This window comes from Pseudomonas sp. TAE6080 (assembly GCF_018732265.1).
GTDB classification, from domain to species: domain Bacteria; phylum Pseudomonadota; class Gammaproteobacteria; order Pseudomonadales; family Pseudomonadaceae; genus Aquipseudomonas; species Aquipseudomonas brenneri.
Window position 1 is genome coordinate 38,427 of the sequence record NZ_JAHIDY010000004.1, and the last position, 13,828, is coordinate 52,254.

At 61.8% G+C, this 13,828-nt stretch carries 16 protein-coding genes; 12 read left to right on the top strand and 4 right to left on the bottom strand.

The window, feature by feature from the left end; translation table 11 throughout:
- The first annotated feature begins 1 nt into the window (after position 1).
- From phnG to KL786_RS29835, 12 genes are all read left to right on the top strand, one after another.
- Positions 2-439, top strand: a complete 438-nt coding sequence (gene phnG, locus KL786_RS04820) for a phosphonate C-P lyase system protein PhnG (RefSeq protein WP_032859108.1) — start codon at positions 2-4, stop codon at positions 437-439.
- Positions 439-1,029 carry a phosphonate C-P lyase system protein PhnH gene (gene phnH / locus KL786_RS04825; RefSeq protein ID WP_215516936.1) on the top strand — a complete coding sequence of 197 codons (591 nt, stop codon included), beginning with the start codon at positions 439-441 and terminating at the stop codon, positions 1,027-1,029. The genes phnG and phnH overlap by 1 nt, the downstream gene beginning before the upstream one ends.
- On the top strand, positions 1,029-2,105 hold the full coding sequence (locus KL786_RS04830; protein ID WP_215516937.1) for a carbon-phosphorus lyase complex subunit: 1,077 nt from the start codon (positions 1,029-1,031) through the stop codon (positions 2,103-2,105). The genes phnH and KL786_RS04830 overlap by 1 nt, the downstream gene beginning before the upstream one ends.
- On the top strand, positions 2,098-2,964 hold the full coding sequence (locus KL786_RS04835; protein WP_215516938.1) for an alpha-D-ribose 1-methylphosphonate 5-phosphate C-P-lyase PhnJ: 867 nt from the start codon (positions 2,098-2,100) through the stop codon (positions 2,962-2,964). Before KL786_RS04830 ends, KL786_RS04835 begins: the two co-directional genes overlap by 8 nt.
- Positions 2,925-3,734 (top strand): phosphonate C-P lyase system protein PhnK, encoded by an 810-nt coding sequence (gene phnK / locus KL786_RS04840; RefSeq protein WP_162237639.1) that lies wholly within the window; start codon positions 2,925-2,927, stop codon positions 3,732-3,734. Before KL786_RS04835 ends, phnK begins: the two co-directional genes overlap by 40 nt.
- The gene (phnL, locus tag KL786_RS04845) at positions 3,734-4,453 is read left to right on the top strand and encodes a phosphonate C-P lyase system protein PhnL (RefSeq protein WP_215516979.1); all 720 of its coding nucleotides are present in this window, start codon (positions 3,734-3,736) and stop codon (positions 4,451-4,453) included. Before phnK ends, phnL begins: the two co-directional genes overlap by 1 nt.
- A complete protein-coding gene (locus KL786_RS04850) occupies positions 4,443-5,588 on the top strand; it encodes an alpha-D-ribose 1-methylphosphonate 5-triphosphate diphosphatase (RefSeq protein ID WP_215516939.1) in 1,146 nt (381 codons plus the stop codon). The genes phnL and KL786_RS04850 overlap by 11 nt, the downstream gene beginning before the upstream one ends.
- Positions 5,588-6,154: a phosphonate metabolism protein/1,5-bisphosphokinase (PRPP-forming) PhnN gene (gene phnN, locus KL786_RS04855; RefSeq protein ID WP_215516940.1), complete on the top strand. Its 567-nt coding sequence runs from the start codon at positions 5,588-5,590 to the stop codon at positions 6,152-6,154. The genes KL786_RS04850 and phnN overlap by 1 nt, the downstream gene beginning before the upstream one ends.
- On the top strand, positions 6,145-6,894 hold the full coding sequence (gene phnP, locus KL786_RS04860; RefSeq protein WP_215516941.1) for a phosphonate metabolism protein PhnP: 750 nt from the start codon (positions 6,145-6,147) through the stop codon (positions 6,892-6,894). The genes phnN and phnP overlap by 10 nt, the downstream gene beginning before the upstream one ends.
- Positions 6,895-7,015: 121 nt before the next feature.
- Positions 7,016-7,204 carry a type II toxin-antitoxin system HicA family toxin gene (locus KL786_RS04865; protein ID WP_115127685.1) on the top strand — a complete coding sequence of 63 codons (189 nt, stop codon included), beginning with the start codon at positions 7,016-7,018 and terminating at the stop codon, positions 7,202-7,204.
- 22 nt (positions 7,205-7,226) lie between these two features.
- Complete coding sequence (locus KL786_RS04870; RefSeq protein WP_215516942.1) at positions 7,227-7,631, top strand: type II toxin-antitoxin system HicB family antitoxin; 405 nt, start codon at positions 7,227-7,229, stop codon at positions 7,629-7,631.
- 285 nt (positions 7,632-7,916) lie between these two features.
- The gene (locus tag KL786_RS29835; RefSeq protein WP_215516943.1) at positions 7,917-9,524 is read left to right on the top strand and encodes a M10 family metallopeptidase C-terminal domain-containing protein; all 1,608 of its coding nucleotides are present in this window, start codon (positions 7,917-7,919) and stop codon (positions 9,522-9,524) included.
- A 40-nt stretch (positions 9,525-9,564) separates the two neighbouring features.
- On the opposite strand, the gene KL786_RS04880 is transcribed toward KL786_RS29835, so the two are convergent.
- The 4 genes from KL786_RS04880 to KL786_RS04895 form a co-directional block, all read right to left on the bottom strand.
- The gene (locus KL786_RS04880; protein WP_215516944.1) at positions 9,565-10,761 is read right to left on the bottom strand and encodes an MFS transporter; all 1,197 of its coding nucleotides are present in this window, start codon (positions 10,759-10,761) and stop codon (positions 9,565-9,567) included.
- Between the two features lie 184 nt (positions 10,762-10,945).
- Entirely contained in the window at positions 10,946-11,950 is a 1,005-nt protein-coding gene (locus KL786_RS04885; protein WP_215516945.1) for a sulfate ABC transporter substrate-binding protein, read from the bottom strand.
- A gap of 93 nt (positions 11,951-12,043) precedes the next feature.
- Positions 12,044-12,868 carry an ion transporter gene (locus tag KL786_RS04890; RefSeq protein WP_215516946.1) on the bottom strand — a complete coding sequence of 275 codons (825 nt, stop codon included), beginning with the start codon at positions 12,866-12,868 and terminating at the stop codon, positions 12,044-12,046.
- Positions 12,869-12,899: 31 nt separating this feature from the next.
- Positions 12,900-13,775 (bottom strand): urea transporter, encoded by an 876-nt coding sequence (locus KL786_RS04895; RefSeq protein WP_215516947.1) that lies wholly within the window; start codon positions 13,773-13,775, stop codon positions 12,900-12,902.
- Positions 13,776-13,828: the final 53 nt, after the last annotated feature.

Below are 13,828 nucleotides of genomic sequence, written 5' to 3' on the forward strand. Positions count from 1 at the left end.
GATGAGCCTGTCCCCGCGTCAACACTGGATCGGCGTGCTTGCCCGCGCCCTTCGCAGTGAACTGATCCCCCACGAAGCGGCCCTGCGCGACGCCGATTACCAACTGATCCGCGCCCCGGAAATCGGCATGACCCTGGTACGCGGGCGCATGGGTGGCAATGGCGCACCGTTCAACGTCGGCGAAATGAGCGTGACCCGTTGCGTGGTACGCCTGGCCGATGGGCGCACCGGCTACAGCTACCTGGCGGGGCGCGACAAGGTGCATGCCGAACTGGCGGCCCTGGCCGATGCCCATCTGCAAAGCGCACAGCCGAGCCAATGGCTCAGTGATTTGATCCGCGTACTGGCCAACGCCCAGGCCCGGCGCCGCGCGCAAAAAGAAGCCGATACCGCCGCCACCAAGGTCGAGTTCTTCACCCTGGTGCGAGGAGAAAACTGATGAATGCTCAATTATTGCAACCGGCATTTGTCGATCCGGTCCTGGATGCCCAACGCAGCTTTCGTGCAGCGCTCAAGGCCTTGGCCGAACCGGGTTTGATCCAGCCTCTGCCTGCGGCCCCGCACCTCGAAGGCCTGGCGCCGGCCACCTACGCCTTGTGCCTGGGGCTGCTGGATGCAGACACGCCGTTGTGGCTGGCGCCGCGCTTCGATACGCCGCTGATCCGCGCCAACCTGGCCTTCCACTGTGGCTGCCCGCTGGCCGCGCGCCGCGAAGACGCGGTGTTCGCCTTGTTGGGGGAACACGACCTGCACGACCTGAGCGGCTTCGACCACGGCAATGATCGTTATCCCGACCAGTCGTGCACCTTGCTCGTCCAGTTGAGCGACCTCGATAGCGGGCGCGGCTTGAATTGGAGCGGCCCGGGCATCCAGGCCCGGCGCCAGGTCAGCCTGCCAGTGCCCCAGGCGTTCTGGCTGGAACGCCAGCGTCGCGAGGCGTTCCCCCGTGGCCTGGACGTGCTGTTCGGCGCCGGCCACTACCTGCTCGGCTTGCCCCGTAGCACCCGCGTCGCAGAGGAGTGTGCCTGATGTACGTAGCCGTCAAAGGTGGCGAACAAGCCATCGACAATGCCCACCGCCTGCTGGCGAAAAAACGCCGGGGCGACACCGCAATTCCTGAATTGAGTGTGGAGCAGATCCGCCAGCAACTGCCGCTGGCCGTTGCGCGGGTGATGACCGAAGGCTCGCTGTACGACGAAGAACTGGCCGCACTGGCAATCAAGCAAGCGGCGGGGGACCTGGTGGAAGCGATCTTCCTGTTGCGCGCCTACCGCACCACGTTGCCACGCTTGTGCCCCAGTTTGCCGATCGACACCGCGCAGATGCAGCTCAGCCGGCGTTTGTCCGCAACCTTCAAGGACGTGCCCGGCGGCCAATTGCTTGGCCCGACGTTCGACTATACCCACCGCCTGCTGGATTTTGCGCTGCTGGCTGAAGGTGAGTATCCAGGCCCGCAGGTCACCGCGGATGCGCGCCTGGAACCCTGCCCGCGCGTGCTGGGGTTGTTGGCCAAAGAAGGCTTGATCAAGAACGAAGCCGACGACAACGCCAGCGTTGCCGATATCACCCGCGACCCGCTGGAGTTCCCCGCCAGCCGTGCCGAGCGCCTGCAAGCCCTGGCCCGTGGTGACGAAGGATTTCTGCTGGCGCTGGGCTACTCGACCCAGCGTGGCTATGGGCGCAATCACCCCTTTGCCGGGGAAATTCGCATCGGTGACGTAGAGGTGTGGATCGACCCCGAAGAACTGGGTTTTCCCATCTGCCTGGGCAGCATCGAAGTCACCGAGTGCGAGATGGTCAACCAGTTCGTCGGCTCGGCCACTGAGCTTGCGCAGTTCACCCGTGGCTACGGCCTGGCGTTCGGGCATGCCGAGCGCAAAGCCATGGGCATGGCGCTGGTGGACCGCTCGCTGCGCGCCGAAGAGTTCAACGAAGAGGTGGTGTCGCCGGCCCAGCGTGAAGAGTTTGTGCTGGCCCACTGCGACAACGTCGAGGCAGCCGGTTTTGTCTCGCACCTCAAATTGCCTCACTACGTGGACTTCCAGGCCGAACTGGAGCTGATCCGCAAACTGCGCCAACCGGCCGAGGGTTCCCGCCATGAATGACATTACCCAGATACCCGCGCGTGATCCGGCGTACAACTTCGCCTACCTCGACGAGCAGACCAAGCGCATGATCCGCCGCGCCTTGCTCAAGGCCGTGGCAATCCCGGGTTACCAGGTGCCATTCGGTGGACGCGAGATGCCGCTACCCTATGGCTGGGGCACCGGTGGCATGCAATTGACCGCGGCAATCCTGGGCGCCGAGGACGTGCTCAAGGTCATCGACCAGGGCGCCGACGACACCACCAACGCCGTGTCCATCCGGCGTTTTTTTGCGCGCACCGCCGGCATCGCCACCACCGAGGCCACCCCCGATGCGACGGTGATCCAGACCCGCCACCGCATCCCCGAAACGCCGTTGCAGGCCGGGCAGATCATGGTCTATCAGGTGCCGATCCCCGAGCCGCTGCGTTTTATCGAACCCTCGGAAACCGAGACCCGCACCATGCACGCCCTCAATGACTACGGGGTGATGCACGTAAAACTCTACGAAGATATCGCCACCTTTGGCCATATCGCCACGGCCTATGCCTACCCGGTGATGGTCGACGAGCGCTATGTGATGGACCCCTCGCCAATCCCCAAATTCGACAACCCCAAACTCGACATGAGCCCGGCGCTGATGCTGTTTGGTGCCGGTCGCGAAAAGCGCTTGTATGCAGTGCCGCCGTACACCCAGGTCAGCAGCCTGGACTTCGAGGATCACCCGTTCGAAGTGCAGAAGTGGCAGCACTGCTGTGCGATCTGTGGCAGCCACGAATCATTCCTCGACGAGCTGATTCTGGATGACGCCGGCACCCAGAGTTTCGTGTGTTCCGACACCTGGTATTGCGCCCAACGGGTCAAGGAGAACAACCAGTGAGCCAGCCCTTATTGCAAGTGCGTGACCTGTCCCTGTTATACGGCCCGCAGAAGGGTTGCCAGGGCGTGAGCTTTGATCTGTACCCCGGCGAAGTGCTGGGGATTGTCGGCGAGTCCGGCTCGGGCAAATCCACCTTGCTCTCGCTGTTGAGCGGGCGCTTGCCACCCCAGGCCGGCAGCATCGGTTATCGGAGCAAGGAGGGCGAATGGCTGGACCTGTACAGCGCCAGCGAAGCCGAACGTCGTACCTTGCTGCGCACCGAATGGGGCTTCGTTGAACAGAATCCCCGCGACGGCCTGCGCATGGGCGTTTCGGCTGGCGCCAACATCGGCGAGCGCTTGATGGCCCAGGGCGTGCGCAACTACCAGCAGCTGCGCGGCGCCGGCCTGGATTGGCTGAGCCAGGTGGAAATCGACCCGCAGCGTATCGACGACTTGCCGCGCACCTTCTCCGGCGGTATGCAGCAACGCCTGCAAATCGCCCGCAACCTCGTTTCCAGCCCGCGCCTGGTGTTTATGGATGAGCCGACCGGCGGCCTCGATGTGTCGGTGCAGGCGCGCTTGCTTGATCTGTTGCGCGGCCTGGTGCGCGAGCTGGACCTGGCGGTAGTCATCGTCACTCACGACCTGGCCGTTGCGCGTCTGCTGGCCGACCGCCTGATGGTGATGCGCCGTTCACGGGTGGTGGAAACCGGCTTGACCGACCAGATCCTCGACGATCCACAGCACCCTTATTCCCAACTGCTGGTGTCTTCGGTATTGCAGCCATGATGAATACGTTGATTGAGGTCCGAGATCTGTCGAAAACCTTCACCTTGCACCAGCAGAACGGCGTGGTGCTGAACGTGCTGCGCGGGGTGGATTTCAGTGTGCGGGGCGGTGAGTGCCTGGTGCTCCATGGCCAGTCCGGCGCCGGTAAAAGCACCTTGCTGCGCACTCTGTACGGCAACTATCTGCCAGCGGGCGGCAGCATTCGCCTCTGCCACGACGGGCAATGGCTGGAACTGGTGGGCGCACAACCCCGGGACATTCTGCAGGTGCGCCAGCAGACCCTGGGCTATGTCAGCCAGTTCTTGCGGGTGATCCCACGGGTGGCGTGCCTGGATGTGGTGATGGAACCGGCATTGGCCCGTGGTTGGCCGAAACCTCAAGCCCAGGCGCGGGCCGAGCACTTGTTGGCGCGCCTGAATATCCCGCAGCGCCTGTGGCAACTGGCGCCGGGCACGTTCTCTGGTGGCGAGCAGCAGCGGGTCAATATTGCACGCGGCTTCATGGTGGCCTGGCCGGTGATGTTGCTGGACGAACCGACAGCGTCCCTGGACGACAGCAACCGCCAGGTGGTTCTGGAACTGATGAACGAAGCCAAGGCCGGCGGTGCCGCACTGATCGGCATCTTCCATGATCGTGCCGCCCGTGAGGCGGTGGCCGATCGTCACTTGGACATGACACCTGCCCATCAAGCCGAAGAGGAATACGCTCATGCCCGTTGAACAGATCCTCAGCAATGCCCGGCTGGTCACGGCTGATCGTGTATTTCTCGGCAGCGTGGTGCTGCGTGACGGGATGATCGTCGACCTCGCCGAAGGCCGCAGCCAGTTGCCCCAGGCCCAGGACCTGGGCGGCGATTTCCTGCTGCCGGGGCTGGTGGAGTTGCACACCGACAACCTGGAAAAGCACATGACCCCACGGCCCGGCGTGGACTGGCCGTCGACTTCGGCGGTGCTCAGCCATGACGCGCAGATCATCGCCGCCGGCATCACCACGGTGTTCGACGCGGTGTCCATCGGCGACGTCAATCCCAAGGGCAACCGCATGCAGAAACTGCCGGCGATGCTCAATGCCATTGCCTCGGCGCAAGAGGCCGGCCTGACCCGCGCCGAACACCGCCTGCACCTGCGTTGCGAGCTGTGCCACCCGGACACCTTGAGCGTGTTCCGCGACCTGGTGGAAAACCCGCTGGTGCAACTGGTGTCGGTGATGGACCACTCACCAGGCCAGCGCCAGTTTGTGCTGGAGTCCAAGTACCGTGAGTACTACATGGGCAAGTACCACCTGAACGACGAGACCATGGACGCGTTTATCGTGCTGCAAATGGCCAATTCCAAGGCCTACAGTGCCCGCTATCGTGCGGCGATTGTCGAGCATTGCCTGGGGCGCGGCCTGTCGGTGGCCAGCCATGACGATGCAACGCTGGCCCACGTCGAGGAGTCGGCGCGCTACGGCATGAGCATCGCGGAGTTCCCCACGACCCTGGAAGCGGCGCGTGGTTGCCGGCAACTTGGGATGAACGTGCTGATGGGCGCCCCGAACGTGGTGCGTGGCGGGTCGCACTCGGGTAATGTGGCCGCCGCCGGCCTGGCCGCCGAAGGATTGCTGGATATACTTTCCAGTGACTATTACCCCGCCAGCCTGCTACAGGCGGCGTTCGTCCTGGCCGATCAGCAGGACGGCGGCGATCTTTCGCGCGCGGTCAGGATGATCAGCCTGGCCCCGGCACGCGCTGCGGGCTTGCATGATCGCGGTGAAATTGCCATTGGCCTGCGGGCGGACCTGGTGCAAGCTCGGAGCCGTGAAGGGCTGCCAGTGGTCCAACAAGTCTGGCGACAAGCCAAGAGGGTGTTTTGATGGCAGGCAGGTTGATCTATCTCATCGGGCCATCGGGTTCGGGCAAGGACAGCCTGCTGGATGCCGCGCGCCTACGTTTGGCCGAGCGCGGTTGCCGCATTGTGCGGCGAGTGATCACCCGCTCGGCGGAGGCGGTGGGCGAGGCGGCCGAGGGGGTCAGCCCCGCACAGTTTGCGGCGATGAACGCCGAGGGCGCCTTTGCCCTCAGTTGGCAGGCCAATGGTTTGTCCTATGGCATTCCCCGGCAGATCGACGACTGGCTGGCGGCGGGGGACGACGTGCTGGTCAACGGCTCGCGCGGTCATCTGGCGCAGACTCGCGAGCGTTATCCGACGCTGCTGGTGGTGTTGCTGACGGTTGATCAGGCGGTGCTGCGCCAGCGTCTGCTGGCGCGGGGGCGTGAGTCGGTGGCGCAAATCGACGCACGCCTGGCGCGCAATACGCAGTTCACTGACAGCCTGGAGGCGGCCCCCGGCGTATTTCTGCTGGATAACTCCGGGTCGCTGGCACATACCGTTGAGCGTTTGCTCAGGTGCCTGGACGCAGGACACTCGGCATGCGCCTGACCTTGCTGGGCACCGGCGATGCCCGCCAGGTCCCGGTGTATGGCTGTGAATGCGCCGCCTGTGCCCTGGCCCGCAACGATGCCCGCTTGCGCCGCCGCGAATGCAGCGCGTTGGTCGAGTGCGGTGACCAGCGCTGGTTGATCGACAGCGGGCTGACGGACCTGACCGAGCGCTTCCCGCCACGCAGTCTCAGCGGCATTCTGCAGACCCATTACCACGCCGATCATGCCCAGGGCCTGCTGCATCTGCGCTGGGGCCAGGGCCTGACTATTGCGGTGCATGGACCGGCAGACCCCGAAGGCCTGTCGGACCTCTACAAACACCCCGGCATCCTCGATTTCAGCCAGCCCTTCGCCGAGTTCGAGACCCGGCAGTTTGGCGAGCTGACGGTCACCGCGTTGCCGCTGCAACATTCCAAGCTGACGTTCGGTTATCTGCTGCAAGGGCAGGGCCGGCGTATCGCCTATCTCACCGACACCACGGGCCTGCCCCCGGCAACCGTCGATTGGTTGCGGCGCGAGCCCCTGGACGTACTGGTCATCGACTGCTCCATGCCGCCGCAACCCCAGGCGCCGCGTAATCACAATGACCTGACATTGGCCTTGCAATGCATCGAAGCATGCGGCGCCGAGCTTGGCGTACTGACCCACGTCGGGCATACGCTCGATGCCTGGCTGTTGCAACATCGCGGTGAATTGCCGCGCCATGTGACGGTGGGCTGGGATGGGCGGGTGCTTTAACTCAAGGCCTTCAGTTTTTCAATATCCGGCAAAACAACCGCCAGTCTGCTCCGGTAAATCTGTGCTTGAGTAAAGATAACTCCAGGGTTACTTTTGTTCGGGCCGGAGCAAGGAGGCTGTGGTGCAAAGCAGGTTATTGATCAAGGAACTGCAAGAGGCGGGCTGGGTGCTGGATCGGGTTACGGGCAGCCATCATATTTTCACCCACCGCTATAACCCATACACGATACCGGTGCCCCACCCCAAGAAGGATCTGCCCTTGGGCACCGTGCGAAGTATCAGGCAGCGCGCCGGGCTGTTTTCGTTCTAGAACGGTTTTCAGGAGAATATTCATGCAATACCCAATTTGTATCGAATGGGGCGATGACTTTACCGCCACCGGTATCCAGATCCCCGATATTCCAGGTGCGGTGACGGCCGGGGACAGTTTTGAAGAGGCTTACAACGCCGCAGTGGAAGTGGCCCACATCATGCTGCAAGAGATGGCCAGCGAAGGCCGTGCGATTCCCATGCCGACCTCGGTCGCGACGCACCATGGCAACACGGAATATGCCGGGATGGGCTGGGGCATGCTGGAGCTGGATATCTCGCCTTATTTGGGCAAGACCGAGAAGGTCAATGTGACCTTGCCAGGGTATGTGATCCAGCGCATTGACCGTTATGTGCGCGAGCACAAAGTCAAAAGCCGTTCGTCATTCCTGGCGGATGCGGCGTTGGAGAAATTGGTGCGCTCTTAGTGGGTGATCCCGCCATAGGTGAGGGAAAGTGCCTGACGTCGAAGCTGAAAATGCTGAGAGGATATTTCTTAAGAACGCGGCGATTTGGATTCAGACGGGTTGTTGTTTTTTACGTTTGTTCAGGCGCGTCAGCGACTTGGGGGCGCATTTTCGAGGCTGGGTGACACGTGATAAATGTAAAGAGCCATGTGTTTTGTCAGCAAACCAAACTGCAACCCAACACGTTTCAATAAGACTCAAAGCCCAGGTGGCGAGGTGGTTTCCTGCATGAAAGATTAGAGGCGGATGACGGTGGCCGAGGCGACTTTCTGTGATGAAAGCCGACGCAATTGGACGCTGTTATCCCTGTCATTAATCGATTTGGAGATCGCCATGAGTCAAATCAACAACGCTGCTGCTCATCCAGGTTGCTGCCCGGAAGAAAGGTATGGGCCGTCAACGGAACAATTTTCCGCCCGAGGGAAGCGCTCCATCAGTACTGATCAGGCCGCCAAGCATCTGACGCGAGAGGGGACGCGCTTTCATGATCGGGATCGGGATGGCAAGACGCAGGTATCTTTCAACTTGAGTAGTTTCACCGAGCAGCAAAAAAACTGTGCCCGCCGGGCGATGCAGGCTTGGCAAGACGTGGCTGATATCAGTTTTCATGAGAATGCCCGCAAGACTGACGGTTCCATTCAGGTATCCGGCGCCCATAACTCGGACAGGGGGGTGGCATGGCGGTCTGGCGAGCAAAACTCCAAGACAACCGCGCAGATCGGCACAAAAGGTGTGTCACATGACCCAAAGCCTGGGAGTCATTTTCACACCACCATGATTCATGAGATCGGTCATTGTCTTGGGCTCGCCCACCCCGGCCATTACAACGGCGGAGGTACGTACGAGAAGAATGCACAGTTTGCGCAGGACACCAAGGCTGGCACAGTCATGAGTTATTGGTCTGAGCGCGAGCACGCCGGCCACAACTTCAAAAACCTGGGGCCCTCGGCGCCCATGATGTACGACATCGCGGCGGTCCAAAGTCTATATGGTGCCAACCGTGCTACCCGCAACACGGACACGACCTATGGCTTCAATTCCAACACCGAGCGTGAGGCGCTGAGCGTCAAGAGCGCGGCTGACTCAGCAATATTTTGCGTGTGGGACGGTGGCGGGAACGACACGTTGGATTTCTCCGGGTATTCGCAGAACCAGAACATTAATCTCAATGAGCAATCATTCTCGGATGTCGGGGGACTCAAAGGCAACGTCTCCATTGCCAAGGGCGTAACGCTGGAAAATGCCATTGGGGGATCAGGTAATGATCGGCTTACGGGTAATGATGCGGACAATCGCCTCAAGGGGGGCAGGGGGGCGGACACGTTACGAGGGGGAGGCGGTGCTGACACGTTTGCCTACGACAAAGCCAGTGACTCTACGCTGCAGAACCCCGACCGGATCGAGGATTTCACCAGCGGCACCGATAAGATCGATGTATCCGGTGCCCTGAAAGAGGCTGGTATCAAAGACCTCAATTTTTCCAGTCAATTCAATGGGCGACCCGGTAACGCAGTGCTGAGCCATGACGCGAGCACAGGGCGTGGAAGTCTGGCTATCGATATGAGCGGGAATGGCAAGCCTGACTTTCTGCTCAACACTGTGGGGAAAATTCAAGCAAGCGATGTAGTGACGAGTGCGCAGACACCAAAACCATCACCATCACCATCACCATCACCGGCACCATCACCATCACCGGCACCGGCACCGGCACCGGCACCGGCACCGGCACCGGCACCGGCACCAGAACCCGCTGCTTCTCTACTCGCCACGCTGGCGAGTGTTCTGCAGGGAGCCCTGATGATGTTGCAGGGGCTCATGCGTCTGTTGGAGAAAAGTCAGCCAGGGCAGCGATAAATGATCGGCAGGATCCCGAGCGTGCTGGCGTGGCGGAACGTCAGGCGCTCACTGTCGAAGCGGCTCTGGATACGCTCAAGAATCGCAACAGCGCCACCAACGGGAACAGGCTGCCGACCACAATCACCCCAAGCCAGCCGCCATGTTCGTACACACTGCTGGCAATCGCCGAACCGAAAGCACCGCCGATGAAGATGCTGGTCATGTACAGCGCGTTCAGGCGACTGCGGCTGTGGGCGTCCAGGGCGTAGAGGGTGCGCTGGCCGAGGACCATGTTCATCTGCACGCAAAAATCCAGGACCACGCCGGTGACCATCAAACCGATGACACTGTAGGCCGGGTGTACCAGTGCCGGAAGAAAACTCAAGGTCGCCAGCAACATCGCCAGCAATGAGGCGCGATGGGTGTGGCCGGCGTCTGCCAGGCGTCCGCTGATCGGTGCGGCGATGGCGCCCAGGGCCCCAACCAGGGCAAACAGGGCAATCTCGCTTTGGCTCAGGCCATGGTTGCGCGAGAGCTCCAGCGGCACGGCGGTCCAGAACAGGCTGAAGGCGGCGAACATGCAGCCTTGATAGAACGCCCGTTGGCGCAGCGATGGTTGCTCGCGCAGCAAAGTGCCCAACGAGCGTAGCAACTGGCCATAGCTGGCGCTGTGGTCTGGCTGGCGCTTGGGGACAGTCAACAACAGCACCACGCTGATCACCGCCATCATCGCCGCTGCGGCCATGAACATCGTCCGCCAGCCGAAGTGGTCAGCGACCAGGCTGGAAACCGGACGCGCCAGCAGGATGCCCAGCAACAGGCCGCCCATGATACTGCCCACTACCCGGCCCCGAGATTCGGCGGGGGCCAGGTGTGCAGCCAGGGGGATCAGGATTTGCACCGACACCGAACTGAAGCCGATCAACAATGACACCAGCAGGAACAGATTCGGCTGTTCGGTAAAGGCCGCGCCCAGCAGGCTGGCGATGGCAACCACGGTGGTGGTGATCATCAACCGGCGGTTTTCCAACAGGTCGCCCAGCGGCACCAGGAAGAACAGGCCCAGGGCATAGCCAATCTGGGTCAGGGACACGATCAGGCTGGCCATGGCCGGGGTCAGGCCGATGTCCGGGGCAATCAGCTCGATGATCGGTTGGGCGTAGTAGATGTTGGCGACAATAGCCCCGCAGCAGAACGCGAACAGCAGCACCATGCCACGGGTCAGGGTGGCGGTCGCGGGTGGGGTAGCGGTCATGGTGTTCTCGTTAACGCGGGGAAGGAGGGCGTGAAGGGTAAAGGGTAGGCGAAGGAAGGGAGTAAGTGTTACTGATGATTTCAGTCATGCCTGGCATTGATGCCTTACGCGCAAGCCAATGTGGGAGCGGGCTTGTGTGGGAGCGAGCAAGCCCGCTCCCACACAAGCCGGCTCTCACGGTCAGTTATTGGCCGCTGTAGATCTGGTCGAATACCCCGCCATCATTGAAGTGGGTCTTCTGCACGGTGCGCCAGTCACCAAAGGTCTTCTCCACCGACAGGAAGTCGACTTTCGGGAAGCGGTCGGTGTACTTGGCCAGTACCGCCGGGTCACGCGGACGCAGGTAGTTGTTGGCGGCGATTTCCTGGCCTACTGGCGACCACAGGTATTTGAGGTAGTCATCGGCCACTGCACGGGTGCCTTTTTTGTCGACCACTTTGTCGACGACCGACACCGGCGGCTCGGCTTCGGCAGAGACGCTTGGGTAGATCACTTCGAACTGATCACGACCGAATTCACGGGCAATCATTTCTGCTTCGTTTTCAAAGGTCACCAGCACGTCGCCGATCTGGTTGGTCATGAAGGTCGTGGTGGCGGCACGGCCACCGGTATCGAGTACCGGTGCTTGTTTGAACAACTTGCCGACAAAATCCTTGGCCTTGTTTTCATCGCCGCCGTTCTTCAGCACATAACCCCAGGCCGACAGGTAGGTGTAGCGCCCGTTCCCGGAAGTCTTGGGGTTGGGCACGATCACTTGTACGCCATCCTTGAGCAGGTCCGGCCAGTCTTTCAGGGCCTTGGGGTTGCCCTTGCGCACGATGAACACGGTGGCGGAGGTGAACGGCGCGCTGTTGTTCGGCAGGCGCGTGACCCAGTTATCGGGCACCAGTTTGCCGTTGTCCGCCAGGGCGTTGATGTCGGTGGCCATGTTCATGGTGATCACGTCAGCCGGCAGGCCATCGATCACCGAGCGTGCCTGTTTGCTGGAGCCACCGAAGGACATCTGCAAGGTCAGCTTGTCGTCCGGGTGCTCGGCTTGCCAGTGCTTCTGGAACGCGGCGTTGTAATCCTTGTAGAAATCGCGCATCACGTCATAGGAGACGTTGAGCAGGGTGGTCGATGCGGCCTGGGCGCCAATAGACAGGGCGAGGCCGGCGGCCAGGAGAGAAGCGCTAACGAGTTTTTTCACTGCTCATTCCTTGTTGTTCGAGAAGGTAGTGGCTTATAGCCCACGACTATAGCCGGGGCGGCATAGACGCTTAAAGATTAAAAAGAACTTTGCTTATTCCACTTTGCGATACAGCCCGTTGCCACACCGTGAGCAAAAGGCTGCGTTGGGTTCATGGCTGCTTTTCTTGCACACCGGGCAATCGTGTTGCAGTTGCTCGCCGCGCATGGCGTTGGCCAGCTCGGCGGTAAAAATCCCGGTGGGTACGGCGATGATCGAGTAACCGGTGATCATCACCAGCGACGAAATCACCTGGCCCAGCGGGGTCTTGGGCACGATATCGCCAAAGCCCACGGTGGTCAGGGTCACGATAGCCCAGTAGATGCCCTTGGGGATGCTGGTAAAGCCGTGCTCCGGGCCTTCGATCACGTACATCAGGGTGCCGAACACCGTGACCAGGGTGCACACGCTGACCAGGAACACCACGATCTTCTGCTTGCTGCCGCGCAGCGCCGACATCAGGTAGTTGGCCTGCTTGAGATACGGACCCAGCTTGAGCACGCGGAAGATCCGCAGCATGCGGATGATGCGGATGATCAGCAGGTACTGGGCATCGCTGTAGTACAGCGCAAGGATGCCGGGGACGATGGCCAGCAAGTCCACCAGCCCGTAGAAGCTGAAGGCATAGCGCAACGGCTTGGGCGAGCAATACAGGCGCAGGCCGTATTCGATGGCGAAGATGATGGTGAAGCCCCACTCGATATAGGCCAGTACATCGGCGTAGTTCTGGTGGATCTGGTCGATGCTGTCGAGCATCACGATCACCAGGCTTGCGAGGATGGTCAGCAACAGGATGCCGTCGAAGCGCCGCCCGGCCGCGGTGTCGCTCTGGAATACCATGACGTAGAGGCGCTGGCGCCAGTCGTTGTTGCTGTCCATGAAGTTCGCCTGAATCGAAGGTCTGCGAAGCCTAGGGGGATTCGAACGGGCTGTCCATGTTGGGCCTTTGCAGCAGGCGCCGGGTCGCGCGTACCAGCCAGCAGGCGAGGATAAACGGCGCAGTCAGCGGCGCCAGGTGCAGGCCGGCGAAGCCTGGGGTCAGGATGATTGCCAGCAGGATGCCGAACAATGGCAGCCAGGGCTGGCGCCGGAACTGGCTGAGGGCGAGGGCGGCGAGTGCCGGGTTATAGCTGTGCAGGCCGAGCAGGGAGCCGGCGCGGTCATCGAGCATCAGGCCCATCGCGACGCCGCTGCAGGCGCCGATCAAGGCCCACAGCGCCGCGCGCCGGTCAGCCAGCCATAACCCCACGGCAATCAACAGGCCGGCCAGCGGTTGATCGAGCAGGACGATCTGCCCAAGACCAACCAGCGGTGCGCCGAGCCACGCCAGGGTATCCGGCGGGCTGATCGTCAACGCCACAGGTGAGACCGTGCCGAGCAACAGCCAGCTCAAACCGACAAAGGGCGCGGTGTAGGCGGGCAAGTCATCGCTATGGGCCACGCGCTTGATCCATTGGCGCGTCAGGATCGCACTCAGGCCACCGCACGCCAGGATCAACGGCGGCAACAGTGCCGACCAGGCAAAGTGCTGGCTGATCAGCAACCCCAGCAGCACACCGTTGTAGCTATAGAGCCCGGCCTGGCGCTCGGCCTTGGGATAGTCACGGCGCTGGGCCGTGAGCAAACCGGCGACCCCGCCCAGCAGCGCACCGCCGAGCAGGGCCGGGGCACAGGTCAGGATCGCCAGCAGGCACAGCAGGCCACACAGCGGGTGGCGCTGCAGGAAGATCTGGCTGAAACCGTTGAGCAGGGCTTCGGCCCAGTCGGGGCAGGTTGGGTTGGACATGGTGGTGGTCGCTCCCCTGTAGGAGCGAGCTTGCTCGCGAAGGTCGTTAACGA

Bases quoted from the DNA above. Each gene is read 5' to 3' on its own strand.
- phnG (WP_032859108.1), top strand. From the start codon at position 2: ATGAGCCTGTCCCCGCGTCAACACTGGATCGGCGTGCTTGCCCGCGCC.
- phnH (WP_215516936.1), top strand. From the start codon at position 439: ATGAATGCTCAATTATTGCAACCGGCATTTGTCGATCCGGTCCTGGAT.
- KL786_RS04830 (WP_215516937.1), top strand. From the start codon at position 1,029: ATGTACGTAGCCGTCAAAGGTGGCGAACAAGCCATCGACAATGCCCAC.
- KL786_RS04835 (WP_215516938.1), top strand. From the start codon at position 2,098: ATGAATGACATTACCCAGATACCCGCGCGTGATCCGGCGTACAACTTC.
- phnL (WP_215516979.1), top strand. From the start codon at position 3,734: ATGAATACGTTGATTGAGGTCCGAGATCTGTCGAAAACCTTCACCTTG.
- KL786_RS04850 (WP_215516939.1), top strand. From the start codon at position 4,443: ATGCCCGTTGAACAGATCCTCAGCAATGCCCGGCTGGTCACGGCTGAT.
- phnN (WP_215516940.1), top strand. From the start codon at position 5,588: ATGGCAGGCAGGTTGATCTATCTCATCGGGCCATCGGGTTCGGGCAAG.
- phnP (WP_215516941.1), top strand. From the start codon at position 6,145: ATGCGCCTGACCTTGCTGGGCACCGGCGATGCCCGCCAGGTCCCGGTG.
- KL786_RS04870 (WP_215516942.1), top strand. From the start codon at position 7,227: ATGCAATACCCAATTTGTATCGAATGGGGCGATGACTTTACCGCCACC.
- KL786_RS29835 (WP_215516943.1), top strand. From the start codon at position 7,917: ATGACGGTGGCCGAGGCGACTTTCTGTGATGAAAGCCGACGCAATTGG.
- KL786_RS04880 (WP_215516944.1), bottom strand. From the start codon at position 10,761: ATGACCGCTACCCCACCCGCGACCGCCACCCTGACCCGTGGCATGGTG.
- KL786_RS04890 (WP_215516946.1), bottom strand. From the start codon at position 12,868: ATGGACAGCAACAACGACTGGCGCCAGCGCCTCTACGTCATGGTATTC.
- KL786_RS04895 (WP_215516947.1), bottom strand. From the start codon at position 13,775: ATGTCCAACCCAACCTGCCCCGACTGGGCCGAAGCCCTGCTCAACGGT.